A 20498-nucleotide genomic window follows, 5' to 3' on the forward strand; every position below is an offset into this window, starting at 1 on the left:
GAATGCTGACCCCCGAGACACTCCCACGACACGAACTCATCGGCCTGCACGTGCGGGTCGCTGCTGCCCCAAACCCCGACGTAGTCGGGATAGCGGGGCGTGTGGTGGGCGAAACCACCCAGATGCTCAGCATCGACGTGGGGTCTCGGACGAAGCACGTGCCAAAGCAGGCCTCGACACTCGAGTTTGGACCCATAGATGAAGCTGCGGCCGACCGCAAGGAGGCCGGGACTGCATTCAAACCAGCAGGCGAGAATGTGGCCTACGTTACGGTGGATGGGGACCGACTGCTCTCACACCCTGCTCTTCGCACAGAAACTACAGGAGATTCCAAATGGCGTTAGGACTGAACGTACCAGAACCGGAGGCCACTTGCGCCGACGAGAACTGCCCGTTCCACGGCTCGCTTGCCGTACGCGGACAGCTGCTCGAAGGCAAAGTCGCCTCGACGGATATGGAGAAAACCGTGATCGTCGAACGAGAGTACGACGTGAAAGTACCAAAGTACGACCGGTACATGAAACGACGCTCTCGCATCCCGGCCCACGCACCAGAGTGCCTGGGTCTGGAAGTCGGTGACACGGTTCGTATAGCAGAGACACGACCGCTTTCGAAGACGAAAGCACACGTCGTGGTCGAAACAACAGGAGGCGATGCCTGATGAAAGCTCTCAAGGCAGACATCACGCAAGGACTCGAGAAGGGTTCGATTATCACGTGTGCCGACAACACCGGCGCACGCGAACTCAAAGTCATCAGCGTGTCCGGCTACTCGGGCACCATCAACCGCCACCCCAAAGCGGGGCTCGCGGACAAGGTGACCGTCTCCGTGACGAAGGGGACCCCGGAAATGCGCCGGCAGGTCCTCGAGGCCGTCATTATCCGCCAGCGGAAACCGATTCGCCGCCCAGACGGGCAGCGCGTCAAGTTCCAGGATAATGCCGCCGTCATCGTTGATGAGAACGAAGACCCACGCGGGACCGAGATTAAAGGTCCAATCGGGCGTGAGGTCGCAGAACGCTTCGGAAGCATCGCTTCCACAGCTACGATGATAGTATGACTCGACAACCAACCAAACAGCGTAACCAGACCGAGCGCGCACCGCTGCACAAGCGTCAGCGCCAGGTTCGTGCCACGCTCTCGGACGACCTCCGCGAGCAGTACGGCAAGCGAAACGTCCGCGTGAACGTGGGCGACACCGTCGAGGTTATGCGCGGCGACTTCGCAGGCGTTGAAGGCGAAGTCATGGAAGTTGACCTCAAAAAGACCGTCATCTACGTCGAGGGCGTGACCCTCGAAAAGGCAGACGGCGAAGAGGTCCCCCGTGCACTCGACACCAGCAACGTCCGCGTGACCGAGCTGAACCTGGAAGACGACGTCCGCGAGGCGCGCCTGGAGGAAGACAATGAGTAATCACCAGAAGCGACTCTCAGTGCCAAAATCCTGGCCGGTCGAGCGTAAGACCGCCACCTTCACCGTGAAAGCGGGCGCAGGCCCCCACGGCGAAGAGGGTGTGCCGCTGCTCATCATCCTTCGCGACGTGCTCGGCTACGTCGATTCGAAGAAAGAAGCACGCTACGCGCTCAACCAGGGAACGGTACTGGTCAATGGCAAGCAAGTAACCGACGAGCGTCGCCCAATCGGTATGTTCGACATCCTGTCGTTCACCGAGCGCGACGAATACTACCGCGTCTTCCCCGACCAGGGAGGTCGCCTCGCACTCTCCGCGATTCCCGAGGAGTCTGCCGGCTCGAAGCTCGGCAAAATCACGGGCAAGCGCAACGTGCAGGGTGGCAAGACGCAGCTGTCACTTCACAACGGCCAGACGCTCCTCTTCGACGAGGACCCCGGCTACACCCGCGGCGACTCGCTCGTCGTGGACAGTGACGCAGCAGTCGTCGCCCACTTCGTCTACGAAGAGGGTGCACTCGTGACGGCAATCAAGGGCCAGCACGCTGGCGAAATCGGAACCATCGAGGAGATCCATATTTCCCCATCGTCTGCGCCGAACCGTATCGTCGTCGACCAAGAAGACGGCTCCTTCGAAACAATCGAAGACTACGTCGTCGTTATCGACGAGAACTTCACCGGAGGTGACGACGAATGAGCGAGGCTGATTTCCACGCAATGCGACAGCCACGCGTCGAAAAGGTCGTCGTCCACATGGGTGTCGGCCGCGGTGGGCGCGAGCTCGCCAACGCAGAGGACATCCTAGAAAGCGTGACCGGCCAGCAGAGCGTTCGGACGCTCGCAAAGCGCACGGTTCCGGACTTCGGCATCCGCGAGGGTGACCCAATCGGTGCCAAAGTGACGCTCCGCCACGAGGACGCCGCAGAGTTCCTCGAGACGGCACTCACGCTCGTCGATCTCAAACCGAAGCAGTTCGACGACAACGGCAACTTCAGCTTCGGCGTTCCGGAACACACGGAATTCCCGAGCCAGGAGTACGACCCGAACATCGGGATTTACGGGCTTGACGTGACCGTCAACCTCGTTCGTCCCGGCTACCGTGTCGCAAAGCGCGACAAGGTCAACCGACAGATTCCGTCGGCCCACAAGCTGACGGTCGAGGACGCAATCGCGTACCTTGAATCGACGTATGACGTGGAGGTGAACAAATGAGCGAGGAACTCGGCGAGCACGCCACGAAGCGAACGGGCCAGCTCCAACAGTGCCAGCGATGCGGTCGCAAACAAGGCCTTGTTGGCAAGTACGACATCTGGCTCTGCCGGCAGTGCTTCCGTGAGATTGCCCGAAGCATGGGCTTCAAGAAATATAAGTAACATGGCAGATAACGACCCACTCAGCAGCGCACTCTCCGGCATCGACAACGCCGAGAGCGTCGGTCATCTGACCCAGACAGTTGAGCCCGCCTCGAATATCATCGGCAGCGTGCTTGAGGTCTTCTACGACCGCGGGTACATCAACGGCTTCGAGTTCGTCGAAGACGGCAAAGCCGGTCGATTCGAGGTTGAACTAAAAGGCGCGATCAACGAATGTGGTTCGGTCAAGCCCCGCTACTCGGCGGGTGCAGACGACTTCGAGCGATGGGAGAAACGGTTCCTCCCAGCCCGTGACTACGGGACGCTTGTCGTGACTACCAGCCACGGGATCATGAGCCACTACGAGGCCCGCGAAGCGGGCATCGGTGGCCAAATAATCGCGTACGTGTACTGAACCATGGCACGAGTAGAACTCGAAATTCCAGACGATGTGACGGCCGAAGTCGACCGCTTCGACCTCACAGTAAGCGGCCCAGAAGGATCGGTAACGCGCCGACTCTGGTACCCGAACGTCACCGTCTCCGTTGACGACAACGTTGTCGTCGTCGAGAGTGACGTTGAGAAAGCCAAGATGAACGCCACCATCGGGACGTTCTCGAGTCACATCGAGAACATGTTCCACGGCGTGACCGCAGGATGGGAGTACAAGATGGAAGTCTTCTACTCTCACTTCCCAATGCAGGTTCGCGTCGAAGGTGACGACGTTGTCATCCAGAACTTCCTCGGTGAGAAGTCCCCGCGACGGACCACCGTTCACGGCGACACGGAAGTTCAGATCGACGGCGAGGAGCTGACGCTTTCCGGTCCCGACAAAGAACACGTCGGCCAGACCGCAGCGGACATCGAACAGCTCACGCGCGTCAAAGGCAAAGACACTCGGGTGTTCCAGGACGGCGTCTACATCATCGAAAAACCACAGCGAGGTGACGCCTGATGGCAGACGAAGACCAACCACAAGAACTGACCGACATCAGCGGTGTCGGCGAGGCAAAGGCAGAGGCACTCCGCGAAGCAGGCTTCGATACGGTCGAAGCCGTCGCGCGCGCCTCCCAGTCTGAGCTCGCCGAGGTTGATGGCATCGGTAACGCCCTCGCCGCCCGTATCAAAGCGGACGTCGGCGGGCTCGAAGTCTCAGAGGAGACGGAAGCCGAAGTCGAAGACGAAGACGCGGAAGCCGAGGAGGCAGCCGCAGAAGACGTCGAAACCGAACTGCAACCACGCGGCCTGGTCGATAAGACCCCCGACCTCGACGACGAGGAAGCACGCCTGCTTCAGGCGCGTTCCCGCGCGGGCAAACCGCAGTTCAACCGCCAGGACTACCACAAGAAAAAGCGCACGCCGACCTCGTGGCGCAAGCCACGCGGTGGGCTCTCGAAGCAGCGCCGCGGCATCAAGGGCAAGGGCCCGATGGTCGAGGCAGGCTACCGCACCCCGAAATCGATTCGTGGGCGGCACCCAAGCGGCTTCGAAGAAGTGCGCGTCTTCAACGTCGATGACCTCGATGGTCTCGACGGTGACACGCAGGCAGCCCGTATCGCTGGCTCCGTCGGTGCTCGCAAACGCGAACGCATCGAAGAGGAGGCAGAGGAGATGGGCGTCCGCGTGCTCAACCCAACCTACGTCGAAGTTGAGGTGACAGAAGAATGAGCGACCTGAAAGCCCAGCGCCGTCTCGCAGCCGACGTCTTAGACGTCGGGAAGAACAAAGTTTGGATGGACCCAGAGGCCTCAGCCGAGATTGCAGAAGCAATCACGCGCGAGGACATCCGCGAACTCGTCGCGGACGGCTCCATCACGGCAAAGGACAAGCGCGGGAACTCCCGCGGTCGTGCCCGTGAGCGCAACAAGAAGCGCGCCTACGGACACCGCAAAGGCCCCGGTTCCCGCAAAGGGAAGGCTGGCGCACGGCAGAACAAGAAAGCAGACTGGACGAGCCGCATTCGCGCACAGCGAAAGAAGCTCAAAGAACTCCGCGACGAGGGTGAACTCAACCGCACCCAGTACCGCTCGCTTTACAACAAGGCAAGCGGTGGCGAGTTCCGCAGTGTCCAGTACCTGCTCAACTACATCGAACAACAGTACGGTGACGAATAATGGCTAACGGACCACGATACAAGGTTCCGATGCGGCGCCGCCGCGAGGTCAGAACGGACTACCATCAGAGGTTGCGCCTGTTGAAATCCGGCAAGCCTCGTCTGGTCGCTCGAAAGAGCAACCAGCACATCAGGGCGCAGCTGATCACGGCTGGAGACGAAGGCGACGTGACACTTGCGAGTGCAACGTCTGCCGACCTCGCCGATTTCGGCTGGGAGGCCCCGACTGGTAACCTGCCTGCAGCGTACCTGACCGGCTATCTCGCCGGCAAGCGTGCGCTCGCAGCAGGCCTCGAAGAGGCAGTGCTTGACATCGGCCTTAACACGGCAACCCCCGGCAACAAAGTGTTCGCAGTTCAGGAAGGCGCAATCGATGCAGGACTCGACATCCCGCACAACGAGAGCGTCCTCGCTGACTGGTCTCGCACCCGCGGCGAACACATTGCCGAGTACGCAGAATCGCTCGACGAACCACTCTACAGCGGAGAGTTCGACGCGACCGAACTCCCCGAGCACTTCGACGAAGTGCGTGAACGACTGGAGAACGAACTATGAGCAGAAACAACAACGGCTGGGAGCCACGAACCCGTCTCGGTCGGAAAGTCGCAGAGGGCGACATCACCACGATGGAAGATGCCCTCCGCTCGGGTCTCCCGCTTAAGGAGCCCCAGATCGTCGACCAGCTCCTCCCGGGGCTCGAAGACGACGTGCTGGACATCAACATGGTCCAGCGCATGACTGACTCCGGCCGCCGTGTCAAGTTCCGCTCGGTCGTCGCCATTGGTAACCGCGATGGTTACGTTGGCTACGCCCAGGGCCGGGACGACCAGGTCGGTGGCTCCATCCAGAAGGCAATCGAGCGCGCAAAACTGAACATCATCGACGTCTCGCGTGGCTGCGGGTCGTGGGAATGTGGCTGTGGGCGACCCCACACCGTCGCACTCCGCACGTCCGGTAAGGCAGGCAGCGTTGAGGTCGAACTCCAGCCCGCACCACGTGGGCTTGGACTCGCGGGCGGGGAGACCGTCCGTTCGGTGCTCGAACTCGCCGGTATCGAAGACATCTGGACGCGCTCGTCGGGGAACACCCGCACGACCGTCAACTTCGCAAAAGCAACCTTCAACGCGCTTCGCAACACGGCTGAGGCCCGCGTGCCCCAGCACGCCCGCGAGCAGCGTGAGGTGATTGAATAATGCGAGCACTCGTCCAGATTCGCGGTGAAGTGAACATGAAACAGGGCATCCGCGACACGCTCTCCATGCTCAACATCCACAAAGTCAACCACGCGACCTTCGTCCCCGAGACGGAGGCCTACCGTGGCATGATCACCAAGGTCAACGACTACGTTGCCCACGGTGAGCCAAGCAAGGACGTCGTCGTCACGCTCCTTCGGACGCGCGCAGAGCCGCTCGAAGGCGACGCGACGGTCGACGACGAGTGGGTGGCAGCAAACACCGACTACGACGACATCGAGAGCCTCGCAGACGCGCTCTTTGCAGAAGAGACGAACCTCCGCGAGCAAGGCCTCTCTCCCGTGCTTCGCCTGCACCCCCCACGCAAGGGACACAAAGGCATCAAGCACGTCACTAAAGAGGGTGGCGAACTCGGTAAGCACACGACAGAGGAGATCGACCAGCTCCTCGAGGCGATGCGATAACCATGACCAGTAAGAAACGACGCCAGCGTGGCTCGCGCACCCACAGCGGCGGTACCCACAAGAACCGGCGTGGTGCCGGAAACCGTGGTGGCCGCGGTCGCGCCGGTCGCGCAAAACACGAGTTCCACAACTACGAACCGCTTGGTAAACACGGGTTCACCCGGCCGCCGTCACTCCGCGAAGACGTCCGCACCGTGGACGTCCAGACGTTAGACGAGAACGCGGTGCTCTACGCCGCAGACGGTCTCGCAGAAGAGACCGACCACGGCTTCAAGCTGGACGCCCGCGACATCGTCGAAGACGGTCACGACGTCGATGTCGTGAAGGTGCTCGGTGGAAGCCAGATTCGTAACCAGCTCGTCGTAACGGCTGACGACTTCAGCGAGAGCGCACGCGAGCTCATCGAGGGCGAAGGCGGCGACGCCATCCTCAGTGAGCGCGGCCAAGAGCGCCAGGCTGAACTCGAAGCAGACGACGAAGACGAAGACGAGGACGCGGAGTAGACCCATGGGCTGGAAGGAGGCTGCTGAACCGGTGCTCACCCGAATGCCGTCGGTACGCAGACCGGAAGGTCACGTGCCGTTCCGGCGCAAGCTTGGCTGGACAGCGGGCATTCTGGTGCTGTATTTCTTCCTGACGAACGTGTTCCTGTACGGACTCGGCTCCGGACAGTCGGACGTGTTCGGGCAGTTCCGCTCCATCCTCGCGGGTGGTCAGGGAACCATCCTGCAGCTCGGTATCGGTCCGATCGTCACCGCAAGCATTGTGCTGCAGCTACTCGGCGGCGCCGACCTCTTGGGCCTCGATACGAGCAACCCACGAGACCAGATTCTGTATCAGGGCCTCCAGAAGTTCCTGGTGGTCGTGATGATTTGTCTCACCGGCCTCCCGATGGTGTTCGCAGGAAGCTTCCTGCCCGCAGACCCACAGGTCGCCCAGAGCCTCGGCATTGGACTCACGGGCGTCAAGTGGCTCATCTTCGCGCAAATCTTCGTCGGCGCAATCCTCATCCTGTTCATGGACGAGGTCGTCTCGAAATGGGGCGTCGGCTCGGGGATTGGCCTGTTCATCATCGCCGGTGTCAGCCAGAGTCTCGTGGGTGGCTTCTTCGCCATTCCCGGACTCGGCTCGAACGAAGCCGGGCTGTTTGCGACGTGGTTTGGCATGCTCACCGGCAGCGTGGACATGCCAAGCATTCTGTCGCTTTCGGGCCTCCAGGTGCTGTTCGTCGGTGAAGGGCAGATTCTCGCGCTCATCACGACCCTCCTCATCTTCGGTGTGGTTGTGTACGCAGAGAGCGTCCGCGTCGAGATTCCCCTCTCGCACTCGCGCGTGAAGGGTGCTCGCGGGCGCTTCCCGGTCAAGCTCATCTACGCGAGCGTCCTGCCGATGATCCTCGTTCGTGCGCTCCAAGCGAACATCCAGTTCCTCGGGCGCATCTTAGAGGCCCAGTGGGCCGGCATGCCCGGCTGGGTCGGCACGTACGCCCAAGGCCAGCCCGTGAGCGGGCTGTTCTACTACCTCGCACCCATCCAGTCACCCGGACAGTGGATGTGGTGGCTTGGACAGACAACGGCCGAGCCGTGGATGATCATGATCCGCGTGCTCATCGACCTGACCTTCATGGTCATCGGTGGCGCAATCTTCGCCATCTTCTGGGTGGAGACCACCGACATGGGGCCGGAAGCAACCGCGCGTCAGATTCAGCGCTCGGGGATGCAGATTCCCGGCTTCCGCCAGAGCCCCGGTGTCATGGAGAAGGTCTTAGAACGCTACATCCCACAGGTCACCATCATCGGCGGTGCCCTCGTGGGCCTGCTCGCCGTCATGGCGAACATGCTCGGCACCATCGGTGCCGTCTCCGGTACGGGCTTGCTGCTCACCGTCTCCATCACGTACAAACTGTACGAGGAGATCGCAGAGGAGCAACTCATGGAGATGCACCCGATGATGCGCCAGATGTTCGGCGGCGGCGACTAACTCCGGTTCGCAGTTTTCATTTTTTGTGCGCTGACCGGTGAGCCACAGGGTCACCGACGCCGCACACGGACGTTTATCCACTCGCACACGAATCCGAGAGCATGCGCGCTGCAGTGTTGCGAGAGTACGGAGAACCGCTCGAAATCGAAGAGCGCGAGCCACCGACACCGGAGCCACACGGCGCGGTCGTCGCCGTAGAGGCGTGTGGCATCTGTCGCAGCGACTGGCACGCGTGGATGGGCCACGGCGAGTGGGCCGACGACCAAGTGCCCCGCGGGCAGGTGTTGGGACACGAACCCGCAGGCGAAGTCGTGGCGGTTGGCGAGCAGGTCACAGCCCTCTCAGTCGGAGACCGTATCGCGGTGCCGTTCAATCTCGGTGACGGGACGTGCCACTACTGTCGAAATGGGTACGGAAACGTCTGTGTGAACGACCGGGCACTCGGGTTTCAGCCGGAGGCTCCCGGTGCGTTCGCAGAGCAGGTACACCTTCCGTGGGCGGAGTACAACGCGATGCGGTTGCCAGAGGGCGTCAGCGTCCGCGACGTGGCCGCACTTGGGTGTCGGTTCATGACGGCGTTTCACGGCCTCGCACACCGCGCCGCCCTCGGCCCCGGCGACTGGCTCGCGGTGCACGGCTGTGGCGGGGTTGGCCTCTCTGCGGTGCACATCGGACACGCACTCGGGGCGCGTGTCGTCGCGGTGGACGTAAACGAGAGTGCACTCGGTCGGGCGAGTGACCTTGGTGCGACGGAAGTCGTGAACGCAACCGAGTGCGAAGTTCCCGCGACAGTACAGGCACTCACGGACGGTGGGGCACACGTTTCGATGGACGCACTCGGTATCGCGGAGACGTGTCGGAACTCCATCCGGTCGCTACGGCGGCGCGGCGAACACGTTCAAGTGGGACTTTCGACCGACACAGAACGCGGCGAGGTATCGGTGCCGACCGATTACATGGCGAGACACGAACTCTCCTTTCACGGTTCTCGTGGGATGCCGCCGACGCGCTACGACGAGCTGTTCGGTCTCATGCAGGCAGGTTCGGTCACGCCCGGAAAGCTGGTCAGTCGCGAGGTCGCCCTCTCAGACGTTTCAGACCGCCTCGACGCGATGACTCGCTACGAGGTCGAAGGCGTAGAGGTCGTGACCGACTTTGCGAACTGAGCTCAGTCGAGGGCGTCCCAATCAATCGGTCCGCTCACGAAGCGCTCTCTGAGCCGCGGCAATACCGTTTCCGCCCACGCCTCGACGAAGTAGTCGTAGGCCTTCGTCCACTCGGGGCCTTCACCCCACCCGCTGTGGGTGAGGCTGACCTGCGTGCGGTCGTTCGGGAGGTCACGGAAGCGGACGACGACGCTCGTCCGTTGGTCGCGGACAGTGGGCAGTGAGGGCGGGGCGTTCCAGGTAAAACTCAGCATCCGCTCCGGTTCGATGGCGAGGATGACGTTGCCTTCGCCCCCACGGAGGCCGTCCGCGCCCTCGGGATTGAAAAACATCTCGTAGGCACCCATCTCGATGAGGTCAATGGTACAGTCGGGCGCGAAGAAGCTTCGCGCGCCCGCGTCGGTGGTCCAGGCGTCCCAGACGGCGGCTCTGCTGGCCGGGACGGTAACGGTTGCGTGGATGACGCGCTCTCTGCCGACAGAACGAAGCTGCATGTAGAGCATAGGCTGGCAGAGAGCGTAAAGTCGTGCTCTCGCCACCCTGTTGAGGCAGCCGTATCCACAGACAAAGACGCCGCGAGTAGAGGCCCCCGCATCGAGCGACGACCGTTGGCCGGTCGCTCACACCCCCATTGGATATTGCAATACCCAATAATGGAGACGCGTGCTGAGATAATGAGCGCTACTCAGGGCGATTGACCGGTCAACTGCCGATAGTTCGGCGTGAGATTGAAATCCATGGTACGCTAACTCACACCACATGTGGGTGTTAGAAATCGGCCTCGAAGCCGCCGGTGTCGAGACGGGAATGGGAGACCTCGTCGCCGCGGCAGTCGTCTGGGTGAGCGTACTCGCGCTGCCGCTCTTGCTGGGAAAAGCCTACGACTTCTGCTATGACTTTTTCAATCCTGTTGTCGAAGACGACTGGGAATAACAAGGGGCGAAACCGGTGGGCGTTAGTCGAAGCTGAAGAGACCGCCGTCAGAGTCGTCTGATTCGGTCGTCGTGGTCGTTGAGGTGGTCTCCTCGGTGGTCGTGGTGGTTGTCGTCGAATCGGTGGTGGTCGTTTCGGTGGTGGTCGTCTCGGTAGTGGTCGTTGATTCCGTCGTCGTTTCTGTAGTCTCGGTCGTCGTGGTGGACTCCGTCGTCGTCGTGTCCGTAATCGTCACCGTTGGTTCGGCCGTTGTAGTCGTCGTACTCGTGGTCGTCGTTGACGTCTCCGTCGACTCGGCTGGCTCGTCGGTCGTCGCCGTCGTGGACGTGGTCGTGTCTTGGGCGGTCGTGGCTTGCGTCGTGGTCGCCGCAGACGTGGTTTGCGTCGGGGTTGCCGTGTTGGCCGTGTCAGATTGGTTGCCCTCGGCGAGGTTGCTGACGGACGACCCCATCTCGGGGGCAAAGGGGGCGATACCCGTCGAGACGGCGATGCCAGAGATGAACAGCAAGAGCCCAACCGCGAAGAGAGATTTTTGTGTCACACCCATCGTTGATTACTCCTTACCTGTCACCCCTCGTTATTATCGGGAGGCTAAACGCGTGAAACGGAAGAAAAAGCGCGCCAGTGTGGTCGATTACCGACCGAATAACCGCTCGCGGAGGGTGCGACTGCGGCCCTTCTCTGCGAGCAACACCGAACACGAGATGTCGTCGACCACGTCAAGGACGAGCGACCCGCGAACGAGGCGAGTGAGCAGGCCCTTTTCGGTCGCACCGATGATGACGAGCGAGGAGTCTTTCGCCGCCGTCTCGATGGCTCCCTCGACGTCGCCCGTGGTGTCGATGCGGAGGTTCACGTCCGCGAGGTCGTGTTCTCTGGCCCACTGTTCTAAGAACACGCGGCCATCTGCCTCCTCGTCGGGTGAGTCGACGGCGTGGAGCAGGGTAATCTCGGAATCGTACTCTGCGCGCAGCATCGTCGCCACGGCCGCAGAGAGGTCTGAATCCGGGCCACCGGCGGTCGGGACGAGCAGCTTCGAGGGGTCGAACCCACGGTCTTTGAGCACGAGGAAGTCACACGGGATGTTCTCGGTGAGTTCGTCTAACGCGCTCTCTGCGCGACCGGGTGCGCCGTGGGAGTCTGCCCCCCAACCCATCACGACGAGGTCTGCCTCGTGGGTTTTTGCCGCGTCGAAAATCTCCTCGAACGACCGGTGTGAGAGGATGGTGTGAGTGTCCACGTCCACGCCGAACGTCGTCGCGTCTTTGCGGGCGCGTTCAAGCAACGTCGAGGACTCCGCGTCGAGTTGGTCTTTGTACGCCGCCGCCCCCGCAAGCGCCGTCTGGTCGGGTACGGTGATGATGTGGATGGCGTCTACGGTGCCACCTTTCTGTTTTGCCACTGCGCTCGCAAGCGAGATGAGGTCTTTCTCGCTCGCGGGGTTTGCAAGCGGCACCATCACGCGATACTGGCCGCCGTCTGGCTGGACGGCCCCCGCCGCAGAGACAGCAGGTTCTGGCATCACGTCAGAGCGATTCAGGATGTACTGGCTCAGGATGCCCTGTTTCTCCGTGCGCGAACGGGCGTAGAAGACGTACCAGAGGGCGGCGAAGGCGACGAAGGCGAGACTGAGGGCGACGATTTCCGGATTGATGAACGCGATGAGCGCGAACGAGATGACCGCCCCGAGAATCGGCACGACGGGGTAGAACGGCACCTCGTAGTCGGGTTTGTAGCCCGCCGGATTCGCCTCGCGCATCACGATGAGCGCGATGTTGAGCAGGCCGTAGATGATGAGGTGGAGCGTACTCCCGGCCGTCGAGAGCGTCGCCAAGTCACCGAACAGGATGAACAGCAAGATGAACCCGCCGGTGAGCGCGATTGCGCGATACGGCGTCCCGAAGCGGGGGTGAATCGTGTTCAGGTCTTCGGTGACGATTTTGTCCCGCCCCATGGCGAAATTGATGCGTGAGGAGGCGAGAATCGAGGCGTTCGCACTCGACGCCGTTGCGAGCAGGCCGCCAAAGAGGAGGGCAACTGCGCCAATCGGCCCGAGGAGGATGCGCGCCACGTCCACGACGGCGGTGTCGTTACCCGCGACCACGCTGTTTGGCACGGCGGCGAGGACGACGAGCAAGACAAGCGCGTAGATGGCGGTGACGAGCAGGACGCTCCCGATGACGGCGCGCGGCAGGTTGCGGCCGGGGTCTTTGATTTCCTCTGCAACCGACGTAATCTGGACGAAACCCAGATACGAGACGAAGATGATGCCCGTCACGGGGAGCAGCGGTCCGTAGCCATCCGGCGCGAATGGCCGGAGAGAGGAGATGTCTGCTTGCAGCGCCCCGACTAGCGTGAACACCGTGAGGATGCCCACGAGCGTGACGACGATGATGTTCTGCAGGCGGCCCGTCTCTTTTGCGCCCACGTAGTTGATGAACGTGAACAGCGCTGCGCCCACGAGCGCGATGATTTTCGCACCCGTCAGGGTGAGCGGCCCAAGCGCGAGGGTGGGCACGTCTACGAACACGGAGACGTACTGGCCAAAGCCGAACATGTAGAACGCAGAGGCAAAGGCAAGGCCCATCCAGTTGGCCCAACCTGCAATGCTGCCGAACAGCGGCCCGAGGGCGTGATTGACGTAGTAGTACGCGCCCCCGGCTTTCGGCATGGCCGTGCCGAGTTCACTCGCGGAGAGTGCGGTGAGCAGGGCAATCCCGCCACCGAGGACGAACGCCGCGGCGGCGAGTGGGCCGGCGGTTTCGACGGCCACGCCAGGCAGGACGAAGATGCCCGCCCCAATCATGGTGCCCACGCCGATGGTCAGCGCGGCGAGCGGCCCGAGGTCTTTTGCGAGTTCTTCGTCACTCATTTGTCAGTGACGTCCGGCAAGACGACCACCGGCCGGTCGGTGTCGGTCACGAGAGACAGTGCAACGTCCCCAGAGAGCAGGCGAACCCACCGGCTCCCTCCACGCGGCGAGAAGGCGATTGCCGTCGCGTCTACGTCCGAAGCAGTGTCGAAAATCGTCTCTGCAACGTCCGTCCCGTAGCGCAGTTCGGTCTCGACGGTGACCGTGGTGAGCGTGTCTTTGACCACGGCGAAGATGTCTGCTGCGCCCTCCTGCCGTTGTTCGACGGAGGCTTTGTCGGGTGCGCCACCCGCTTTTTCGATGACGTGAAGCGCCACGACGCGGCTGTCGGCGTCGAGATACGGCGCGAGCGCGAGACACGTCGTTCGCGCGTCGGTCTCGTCAGCGACCGGGACGACGACGCAGTCGACGAGGGAGTTACCCATCGACACCACCGCCCGGTGGCTCGTGTTCGATAGCGAGGCCGTGACAGTTCCCGTTGCTGGCGAGTGAATGGTTCATGATAGGTGCAGACAGACTACTCGAACTTAACTGGTCGGTGTCGTCGGTCGATACGTGAGCAAGTTGCACACTGAGACGGTCTGAGGAATAGAAATGAACTTACCTCCCCCGGCAAAACACGACAACCATGAAGAGTCTCGCTCGTGAGGGGTCTGGATGCGAGTAATCGTTGTGGGAGCCGGTGAAGTCGGCTCCAGTATCGCAGCGAGCCTCGCAGACAGCCACGAAGTGGTCGTGATTGATATTGACCGCGACCGCGTCGAGGCGCTCACCTACTCCCTCGACGTGCTCGCTATCGAAGGCGACGGCGCAGACCTCGACACGCTGAGAGAAGCCGGTATCGAACAGACCGACATGGTCATCGCTAGCACGGACGACGACGAGACGAACATCGTGACCTGTGGCACGGTCAAAACCACGAGTGACGCCTTCACCATCGCCCGGGTGAAGAACACGAAGTATCTCACGACGTGGCAGAGCAAAGAAGGCGCATTCGGCGTCGATTTCCTCGTGTGTACGGACTTGCTGACCGCAGAGAGCATCGTCCGCGTCGTTGGCCTCCCCGCGACCCAAGACGTAGACGCCTTCGCGGGCGGAAGCGTCCTCATGGCCCAGTTTGGCATCTCGGCTGAAAGCCCCATCACCGGTCAGACGATTCGAGACGCAGACCGCTTCGACTCGCTCACCTTCGCCGCCATCTTGCGGGGAGATGCGGTCGTCATCCCGCGCGGGGAGACGACGATCGAAACCGACGACCAAGTCATCGTCATCGGCAGCCCCGAGAGTGTCCGCGGCTTTGCGATGGAACTCGCCCCCGGACAGGGCGGCAACGGCCAAGACGTAGTCATCATCGGCGGCAGCGAAATCGCCTTCCAGACCGCCCGCCTGCTCGAAGCCCGCGGCTTTCATCCCCGTCTCATCGAAGACCGAGAGGCGCGCGCGCTCGAACTCGCAGAGCGTCTGCCGAACACCACGGTCATGGAGTCAGACCCGACTGACATCGAGTTTCTCACCCGTGAGATGGTTGGACAGGCAGACATCGTCATCGCGGGCCTCGAATCCGACGAGCGCAACCTGCTCGCCTCGCTGCTCGCAAAGCGCCTCGGGGCAAAACGCACCGTCGCCATCGTCGATGCCGGCGAGTACGTCGACCTGTTCGAGGCCGTTGGCGTGGACGTGGCCGTAAATCCCCGTGAGGCAACTGCAGAGGAGATTACGCGCTTTACCCGCGACGAACAAGCAGAGAACGTCGCACTCATCGAATCAGACCGCGCCGAGGTGCTCGAATTCGAAATCGACGCAGACAGCATCCTCGCGGGCCGCCCGATTCAACAGTCGGTCGCAGACCTCCCCGAGGGCGTCGTCATCGGCGCGGTGACGCGCGACAACCGCATGATTACCCCCCGTGGTGACACCGTCATCGAGGTGAACGACCACGTTGTCCTGTTCGTTGACCACGACGCAATCGACGCGGTGACCGCGAGCGTATGAAACGGCGCGTAAACTGGTGGACGAGTGTCAGTCTGACCGGCACCGTCATCAAATATCTCTCCGTTGCGCTGTTGCTACCGCTGTTCGTCGCGCTCGTAGACGGAGAGGGCGTCATGACGTTCGTGGCAACCATCGCCATCACGCTCACCGTTGGCGTGGCCCTAGAACGCTTCGAACGCGACGACGAACTGGGCTTTCGTGAAGGCTTCCTGATGGTCGCACTGACGTGGTTCGGCGTCGCCGTCATCGGGACGATTCCGTACCTCATCGCGGGCTACGGCACCGAATCCATGCTCGCAAATCCCGTGAACGCGCTGTTCGAGTCGATGAGCGGGTTTACCACCACAGGCGCGACGGTGATGGGCGACTTCACCATCCACTCGCGCGCCATCCTCATCTGGCGACAGTTGACCCAGTGGCTCGGCGGCATGGGCATCGTCGTCCTCGCCGTGGCAATCTTGCCCGAGCTGTCTGTGGGGGGCGCACAGCTTATGGACGCAGAAGCGCCCGGCCCCGGCCTCGAAAAGCTCACCCCGCGTATCGCAGAGACGGCGCGGGCGCTCTGGGGGGCGTATCTCGGCTTCACCATCCTCCAAATCGTGTTGCTCTACGGGCTGCATCTCGGCGGGATGGCCCCGAACATGGACGTTTACAACGCCGTTGCCCACGCGCTCACGACGATGCCGACGGGCGGGTTCTCCCCGGAAGCCCGGAGCATCGAAGCGTTCTCTGCGGCCGTCCAGTGGGTCATCATCCCGTTCATGGTCGTCGCCGGGACGAACTTTGCGCTGTTCTGGCACGTCCTCACCGGCGAGTCAGAGCAGTTATTCGAAGACAGCGAGTTTCGCGCCTATCTCGGCGCGATGGCCGTTCTCTCTGCGGTGATTGCTGGCTTGCTGTTTACGGGCGCAGGCCTCGGCGCCATCGCTGGGCAGGTGCCGCCAATCATCGGTGAGAGCGAAGACGCGCTGCGCCACGCCACCTTTCAAGTCACCTCGATTATGACGACGACGGGCTACGCCTCGATGGACTTCAACACGTGGAGTGCGCCCACCCAGTACCTCCTCCTGTTCGCCATGTTCATCGGCGGCAGTGCGGGGTCTACGGGTGGGGCAGTCAAGGTCGTCCGCTGGCTCGTCATCCTCAAATCGCTCCGTCGGGAGCTGTTTACGACGGTGCACCCCGAAGCCATCTCGCCGGTGCGCCTCGGTGGGCGGACGGTCGATGAGCGCGCGATTCGCGGCATCTACGCCTTCACGCTGCTGTACGTGCTCATCTTCTTCTTCGGCGTGCTGTTCGTGCTCGTGGACATGACGCGCATCCAAGACTCGCTGTCGGTGCTCGAAGTGATGAGTGCCGTCGCCGCGACGCTCGGAAACGTCGGCCCGGGCTTTGGCGCGGCCGGACCGATGAACAACTACCTCGTGTTCACCCAAGAGAGCAAGCTCCTGATGGTGTTTTTGATGTGGGTTGGGCGACTGGAAATCTTCCCGGTGTTCGTCCTGCTCACGTCGGCCTACTGGCGGAGCTAGGGGTTGAGTCCGTAAACGGCCGCCCGGATGAACACGAGGATGGGGATGATTTCTAAGCGGCCGACCCACATGTTGAGAATCAACATCCCTTCTGCGAGGCGCGGCATCGTCGGCCCGGTGATGCCGGTCGAAAGCCCGACGTTCCCTTGAGCGCTCGCCACTTCGAACAGTGCGTCTGCGAAGGAGAAATCGGGGCCAGCGAGGTTCGTGAGGACGACGCTTGCGACGAGAAGCAAGATGAGCCAGAGGATGGTGACGATGGCCGCCTCTGCGAACTCGCGTTCCATCTCGTTGCGGTGGAGCGTTCGGCCGTCCATCTTGAGCGTGATGACGGCGTTTGCGGGCAGAAACACCCGTCTGAACTGCCAGCGAATCCCGCGGCCAATCGTGTAGCCACGGATGATTTTGATGCCGCCAACCGTACTTCCGGCGGCCCCGCCCATCGTCATCGCGCCAGCGAGGATTACCTTCCCGCCTGAAGACCACGTGCCGATGGGTGCAGACTGAAAGCCCGTACAGGTGAGCGCGCTGATGAACTGGAAGGTCGAATCGCGCAACGAGAGCGCGGGCGCGAGCGTAGCGAGGTTCTGAATTGTGAGCACGGCGACACCGAGGCCGAAAAGGATGAACAGCCAGCGCGTCTGAAGGTCCGAAAAGAAGTGACGCGGGTCGCGCTCTGAGAGGACGAGGTAGTGGATGGGGAACGCAATCGCGCCAATCGCCATCACCGGCAGCAAGACGACCTCGATGAGCGGCGAGTTATAGGTACCAATCGAGTTGTCGGTGACGGAAAACCCGCCGGTCGAAAGCCCCGTCATCGCGTGGTTTATCGCCTGCCACGCGACTTCGGTCGTCGGGAGTGTGCTGCCGTATTCAGAGAGACGAATCGCCACGAACAAGAGCGCAATCGACAGGAGAGTGTAGCCGAGGAACATCTTCCAGACGGTTCTGACTGTTGAGACGATGCTCGGGTGGATTTTCTCCTCGCGTGTTTCACTCTGGTAGAGTGCGTAGCTCCCACTGCCGGGGCGGGCGAGAATCGAGACGGTGAGGACGATGACACCCACGCCACCGACCCACTGGATGAGCGAGCGCCACCAGAGCAGCGCCTTTGGCAGGGTTGGCTCGTGAACCGCCATCGTCAGTCCACTGCCCGTCCACCCGCTCATCGACTCGAAAAAGGCATGCAGCGGCGAGCGAAAGTAGGCGAGACTCGAGCCGTAATCGACGCCCGCGGGGACGTAGCTTGCCGCGACGGACTGGGGGACGAGGTAGGCGGCGAACAAAAAGGGTAACGCACCGAAAATAGCGGTCGCAAACCAGCCTGCGGCGGCGATGACCATCCCGTGTTTCATCAGCGGGGCTGGCGCGTCGTCGAACAGTTTTCTGGCGAGGCCGCCGACACCGGCGGTAACCGTGGCGGCGAGGACGAACGCCCCGGCGACGTAGAGTTCTCCGAACGCGAGCGCCACGCCCGCAGAAAGCGCGAGCAGGGCGGCTTCCATCAACACGAGCGCGCCGACGTCGCGGAAGATGGTGGCGAGGTCGGTCGGCACGATACCGTCGTGGGCTGGGTTCGCCATCTCAGTCGTGGTCCTCGTAGTGACCGAAGATATCGGTAATCTCCGGTGTTGCGCCCTTGCCCGAATACACGGTCAACAGGTCGCCCGCTTCGAGTCGCGTGTTCCCGCGGGGTGTAATCGGATGGCCCCCACCGTTTCGCTCGATGGCCACGATGAGCATTTCCGCCGAGAGAAGCCCAGCCGTGTCGGCTTCCTGCAGCGTCTTGCCATCGATTGGCGAGTCCTCTTTGACGGTGATTTCAAACACCTCGGCCTCGTCACCGATGCGCATGTAATCGACGATTGCCGGGCGTTTGACCGAGCGATAGAGATACTCTGCGATGAGGCGCTGTGGGTTCTCCATCGTGTTCACGCCAATCTGGCGGAAGATGTCCATGTGGTCTGGGTTGTGCACGACGGAGACGATTTTCGGGATGGACAGTTCCTTCGAGAGCAGACAGACCATGATGTTCGTCGCATCCTGGTCGGTCGTGCTGATGAGCGCGTCTGCGCGGTCTGCGCCCGCATCGAGGAGCGTGTCTTTGACCGTGGCATCGTCGTGGATGACGAGACAGTCGAACGACGAGGCGACGAGTTCGGCCTTAGCCTCGTCGCGTTCGATGACGACGACCTCATTTCCCCCCGCGGTCGCAATTTCGATGAGCGGAGTGCCAATGTCACCAGCACCAACGATGACGATATACATCTGGAATCGGGGTTCTCCGCCGGTTATTGAAAGTGTGTCGCTTCTCAGATTTGCGTGACCCACGCGACGTAGTCGTCCGACCGCTCATAGACAGTACAGAACGCCACATCGACGAACGCCGCGACGCGTTCTGGGTCGGTGCGCGCGGCGATGCGGACGTTCGCACCCTCTGCTTCCTCAGGGCGGGTGAGCTCGTCGATTTTGAACGCCGGATAGTCTGCGAGCAGGGCTTTGAGGCGGTCGAGTTCGGCCGCGGTGCAATCGAGGTTGAGCGTGCCCGAGGCAAACTGTATCCACGGAGCGAGGGACTCGCCCTCGACTTCGGCTTCGATGGTGAGAAACTGGCTGTCTCGACTGTCGTGTGCGGCAATCGCATCGACGAAAAGTGCCCGACGCGTGTCGGCGGTATCGGCGGCAAATCGCGTCATGCGGACGGCTTTGTCGCGGAGGAGTAAAAGCGAGGGGGCCGCAGGTTGGCAGGACCTTCGCCCGTTTCCATACGCCTTTTAGGGCTGGCCTCAAATTCTCGGCTATGAGTCAGCCGCACATCCTGTTGCTCGGCGCACCGGGCGCTGGTAAAGGCACCCAGAGCAGTCGAATCGTGGAGGCGTTCGATGTCGAACACGTCACGACAGGTGACGCACTGCGCGCCAACAAGGACATGGAGACGGAGTACGGCACGCCTCGGTCGTTCATGGAAGCAGGCGAACTTGTCCCCGACCCGGTCGTAAACGCCATCGTCGAAGAGGCGCTCACGAGCGCGGACGGCTTCGTCTTAGACGGCTACCCGCGCAACTTAGAGCAGGCAGAAGAACTCGACGACATGACGAGCCTCGATCTCGTTGCCTACCTCAACGTTGCAGAAGAGGAACTCGTAGAACGTCTGACCGGCCGCCGCGTTTGCAGTGAGTGTGGCACCAATTTCCACATCAAATTCAACCAGCCCGCAGTACAGGGCGTCTGCGACGAGTGTGGCGGCGACCTCATCCAGCGTGACGACGACACCGAAGAGACCGTCCGCGAGCGCCTGCGCGTCTTTCGGGAGAACACGGAACCGGTCATCGAGTTCTACCGCGAGCGCGGCCAGCTCGTCGAAATCGACGGCGAAGGCACGCCCGACGAGGTCTGGGGGAAGCTGAAAGCCGCCATCGAAGCCGCACAGTAAGCGACTTTTCTTCCGGCGCGAAGCCGGTTTTCCGGCGCGCGCAGAGTAAAAGGTTGATT

The 20498-nt window shown here is 62.0% G+C and carries 28 protein-coding genes; 21 read left to right on the top strand and 7 right to left on the bottom strand.

Annotation, left to right across the window (positions count from 1 at the left end):
• The first annotated feature begins 2 nt into the window (after positions 1 to 2).
• The 17 genes from V5N13_RS05025 (at position 3) to V5N13_RS05105 (ending at position 9677) form a co-directional block, all read left to right on the top strand.
• Complete coding sequence (locus V5N13_RS05025; protein WP_332899757.1) at positions 3 to 344, top strand: ribonuclease P protein component 1; 342 nt, start codon at positions 3 to 5, stop codon at positions 342 to 344.
• Complete coding sequence (locus V5N13_RS05030) at positions 335 to 661, top strand: 30S ribosomal protein S17 (RefSeq protein ID WP_332899758.1); 327 nt, start codon at positions 335 to 337, stop codon at positions 659 to 661. Before V5N13_RS05025 ends, V5N13_RS05030 begins: the two co-directional genes overlap by 10 nt.
• The gene (locus V5N13_RS05035) at positions 661 to 1059 is read left to right on the top strand and encodes a 50S ribosomal protein L14 (RefSeq protein ID WP_332899759.1); all 399 of its coding nucleotides are present in this window, start codon (positions 661 to 663) and stop codon (positions 1057 to 1059) included. Before V5N13_RS05030 ends, V5N13_RS05035 begins: the two co-directional genes overlap by 1 nt.
• Complete coding sequence (rplX, locus tag V5N13_RS05040; RefSeq protein ID WP_336359870.1) at positions 1056 to 1412, top strand: 50S ribosomal protein L24; 357 nt, start codon at positions 1056 to 1058, stop codon at positions 1410 to 1412. The genes V5N13_RS05035 and rplX overlap by 4 nt, the downstream gene beginning before the upstream one ends.
• Positions 1405 to 2106 (top strand): 30S ribosomal protein S4e, encoded by a 702-nt coding sequence (locus V5N13_RS05045; protein WP_332899761.1) that lies wholly within the window; start codon positions 1405 to 1407, stop codon positions 2104 to 2106. Before rplX ends, V5N13_RS05045 begins: the two co-directional genes overlap by 8 nt.
• Positions 2103 to 2621, top strand: a complete 519-nt coding sequence (locus tag V5N13_RS05050) for a 50S ribosomal protein L5 (protein WP_332899762.1) — start codon at positions 2103 to 2105, stop codon at positions 2619 to 2621. Before V5N13_RS05045 ends, V5N13_RS05050 begins: the two co-directional genes overlap by 4 nt.
• Positions 2618 to 2782, top strand: coding sequence for a 30S ribosomal protein S14 (locus V5N13_RS05055; protein WP_332899763.1), 165 nt, complete (start codon positions 2618 to 2620; stop codon positions 2780 to 2782). The genes V5N13_RS05050 and V5N13_RS05055 overlap by 4 nt, the downstream gene beginning before the upstream one ends.
• A 1-nt stretch (position 2783) precedes the next feature.
• A complete protein-coding gene (locus V5N13_RS05060; RefSeq protein ID WP_332899764.1) occupies positions 2784 to 3176 on the top strand; it encodes a 30S ribosomal protein S8 in 393 nt (130 codons plus the stop codon).
• Between the two features lie 3 nt (positions 3177 to 3179).
• The gene (locus tag V5N13_RS05065; RefSeq protein ID WP_332899765.1) at positions 3180 to 3716 is read left to right on the top strand and encodes a 50S ribosomal protein L6; all 537 of its coding nucleotides are present in this window, start codon (positions 3180 to 3182) and stop codon (positions 3714 to 3716) included.
• Positions 3716 to 4429 (top strand): 50S ribosomal protein L32e, encoded by a 714-nt coding sequence (locus V5N13_RS05070; protein ID WP_332899766.1) that lies wholly within the window; start codon positions 3716 to 3718, stop codon positions 4427 to 4429. The genes V5N13_RS05065 and V5N13_RS05070 overlap by 1 nt, the downstream gene beginning before the upstream one ends.
• Positions 4426 to 4875 (top strand): 50S ribosomal protein L19e, encoded by a 450-nt coding sequence (locus V5N13_RS05075; RefSeq protein ID WP_332899767.1) that lies wholly within the window; start codon positions 4426 to 4428, stop codon positions 4873 to 4875. Before V5N13_RS05070 ends, V5N13_RS05075 begins: the two co-directional genes overlap by 4 nt.
• Positions 4875 to 5429: a 50S ribosomal protein L18 gene (locus V5N13_RS05080; protein ID WP_332899768.1), complete on the top strand. Its 555-nt coding sequence runs from the start codon at positions 4875 to 4877 to the stop codon at positions 5427 to 5429. The genes V5N13_RS05075 and V5N13_RS05080 overlap by 1 nt, the downstream gene beginning before the upstream one ends.
• Positions 5426 to 6067 (top strand): 30S ribosomal protein S5, encoded by a 642-nt coding sequence (locus V5N13_RS05085; protein ID WP_332899769.1) that lies wholly within the window; start codon positions 5426 to 5428, stop codon positions 6065 to 6067. Before V5N13_RS05080 ends, V5N13_RS05085 begins: the two co-directional genes overlap by 4 nt.
• Positions 6067 to 6531, top strand: coding sequence for a 50S ribosomal protein L30 (gene rpmD, locus V5N13_RS05090; protein ID WP_336359871.1), 465 nt, complete (start codon positions 6067 to 6069; stop codon positions 6529 to 6531). The genes V5N13_RS05085 and rpmD overlap by 1 nt, the downstream gene beginning before the upstream one ends.
• A gap of 2 nt (positions 6532 to 6533) precedes the next feature.
• The gene (locus tag V5N13_RS05095; RefSeq protein WP_332899771.1) at positions 6534 to 7034 is read left to right on the top strand and encodes an uL15m family ribosomal protein; all 501 of its coding nucleotides are present in this window, start codon (positions 6534 to 6536) and stop codon (positions 7032 to 7034) included.
• A gap of 4 nt (positions 7035 to 7038) precedes the next feature.
• The gene (gene secY / locus V5N13_RS05100) at positions 7039 to 8511 is read left to right on the top strand and encodes a preprotein translocase subunit SecY (RefSeq protein ID WP_332899772.1); all 1473 of its coding nucleotides are present in this window, start codon (positions 7039 to 7041) and stop codon (positions 8509 to 8511) included.
• Between the two features lie 101 nt (positions 8512 to 8612).
• Entirely contained in the window at positions 8613 to 9677 is a 1065-nt protein-coding gene (locus V5N13_RS05105) for a zinc-binding dehydrogenase (protein ID WP_336359872.1), read from the top strand.
• A 2-nt stretch (positions 9678 to 9679) separates the two neighbouring features.
• Here the strand turns inward: V5N13_RS05105 and V5N13_RS05110 are convergent, their stop codons facing one another.
• Positions 9680 to 10171 (bottom strand): SRPBCC family protein, encoded by a 492-nt coding sequence (locus tag V5N13_RS05110; RefSeq protein ID WP_336359873.1) that lies wholly within the window; start codon positions 10169 to 10171, stop codon positions 9680 to 9682.
• A gap of 265 nt (positions 10172 to 10436) precedes the next feature.
• On the opposite strand from V5N13_RS05110, the gene V5N13_RS05115 reads away from it, so the two are divergent.
• Positions 10437 to 10610: a hypothetical protein gene (locus V5N13_RS05115; RefSeq protein WP_336359874.1), complete on the top strand. Its 174-nt coding sequence runs from the start codon at positions 10437 to 10439 to the stop codon at positions 10608 to 10610.
• Positions 10611 to 10632: 22 nt separating this feature from the next.
• Here V5N13_RS05115 and V5N13_RS05120 read toward each other — a convergent pair whose 3' ends face one another.
• From V5N13_RS05120 to V5N13_RS05130, 3 genes are all read right to left on the bottom strand, one after another.
• Positions 10633 to 11151 carry a hypothetical protein gene (locus V5N13_RS05120; protein WP_332899777.1) on the bottom strand — a complete coding sequence of 173 codons (519 nt, stop codon included), beginning with the start codon at positions 11149 to 11151 and terminating at the stop codon, positions 10633 to 10635.
• Between the two features lie 93 nt (positions 11152 to 11244).
• Positions 11245 to 13482 (bottom strand): amino acid permease, encoded by a 2238-nt coding sequence (locus V5N13_RS05125; protein WP_336359875.1) that lies wholly within the window; start codon positions 13480 to 13482, stop codon positions 11245 to 11247.
• Positions 13479 to 13907: a universal stress protein gene (locus tag V5N13_RS05130; protein WP_336359876.1), complete on the bottom strand. Its 429-nt coding sequence runs from the start codon at positions 13905 to 13907 to the stop codon at positions 13479 to 13481. The genes V5N13_RS05125 and V5N13_RS05130 overlap by 4 nt, the downstream gene beginning before the upstream one ends.
• A gap of 232 nt (positions 13908 to 14139) precedes the next feature.
• Between V5N13_RS05130 and trkA the strand changes: the two genes are divergently transcribed.
• Together trkA and V5N13_RS05140 are read left to right on the top strand one after the other, a co-directional pair.
• A complete protein-coding gene (gene trkA, locus V5N13_RS05135; RefSeq protein WP_332899781.1) occupies positions 14140 to 15474 on the top strand; it encodes a Trk system potassium transporter TrkA in 1335 nt (444 codons plus the stop codon).
• Complete coding sequence (locus V5N13_RS05140; RefSeq protein WP_336359877.1) at positions 15471 to 17006, top strand: TrkH family potassium uptake protein; 1536 nt, start codon at positions 15471 to 15473, stop codon at positions 17004 to 17006. The genes trkA and V5N13_RS05140 overlap by 4 nt, the downstream gene beginning before the upstream one ends.
• Here V5N13_RS05140 and V5N13_RS05145 read toward each other — a convergent pair.
• Genes V5N13_RS05145 through V5N13_RS05155 form a run of 3 tightly spaced genes read right to left on the bottom strand, consistent with a single transcriptional unit; the run spans position 17003 to position 19702 of the window.
• Complete coding sequence (locus V5N13_RS05145; protein WP_336359878.1) at positions 17003 to 18589, bottom strand: TrkH family potassium uptake protein; 1587 nt, start codon at positions 18587 to 18589, stop codon at positions 17003 to 17005. The two genes, V5N13_RS05140 and V5N13_RS05145, sit on opposite strands and share 4 nt — an antisense overlap.
• A gap of 1 nt (position 18590) precedes the next feature.
• Positions 18591 to 19274, bottom strand: a complete 684-nt coding sequence (locus V5N13_RS05150) for a potassium channel family protein (RefSeq protein ID WP_336359879.1) — start codon at positions 19272 to 19274, stop codon at positions 18591 to 18593.
• Positions 19275 to 19318: 44 nt separating this feature from the next.
• Entirely contained in the window at positions 19319 to 19702 is a 384-nt protein-coding gene (locus V5N13_RS05155) for a hypothetical protein (protein WP_336359880.1), read from the bottom strand.
• A gap of 104 nt (positions 19703 to 19806) precedes the next feature.
• Between V5N13_RS05155 and V5N13_RS05160 the strand changes: the two genes are divergently transcribed.
• Positions 19807 to 20439 carry an adenylate kinase gene (locus tag V5N13_RS05160; RefSeq protein WP_336359881.1) on the top strand — a complete coding sequence of 211 codons (633 nt, stop codon included), beginning with the start codon at positions 19807 to 19809 and terminating at the stop codon, positions 20437 to 20439.
• The last annotated feature ends 59 nt before the right edge of the window (positions 20440 to 20498 follow it).

The organism is Haladaptatus sp. ZSTT2 (assembly GCF_037081775.1).
GTDB lineage: Archaea > Halobacteriota > Halobacteria > Halobacteriales > Halococcaceae > QDMS2.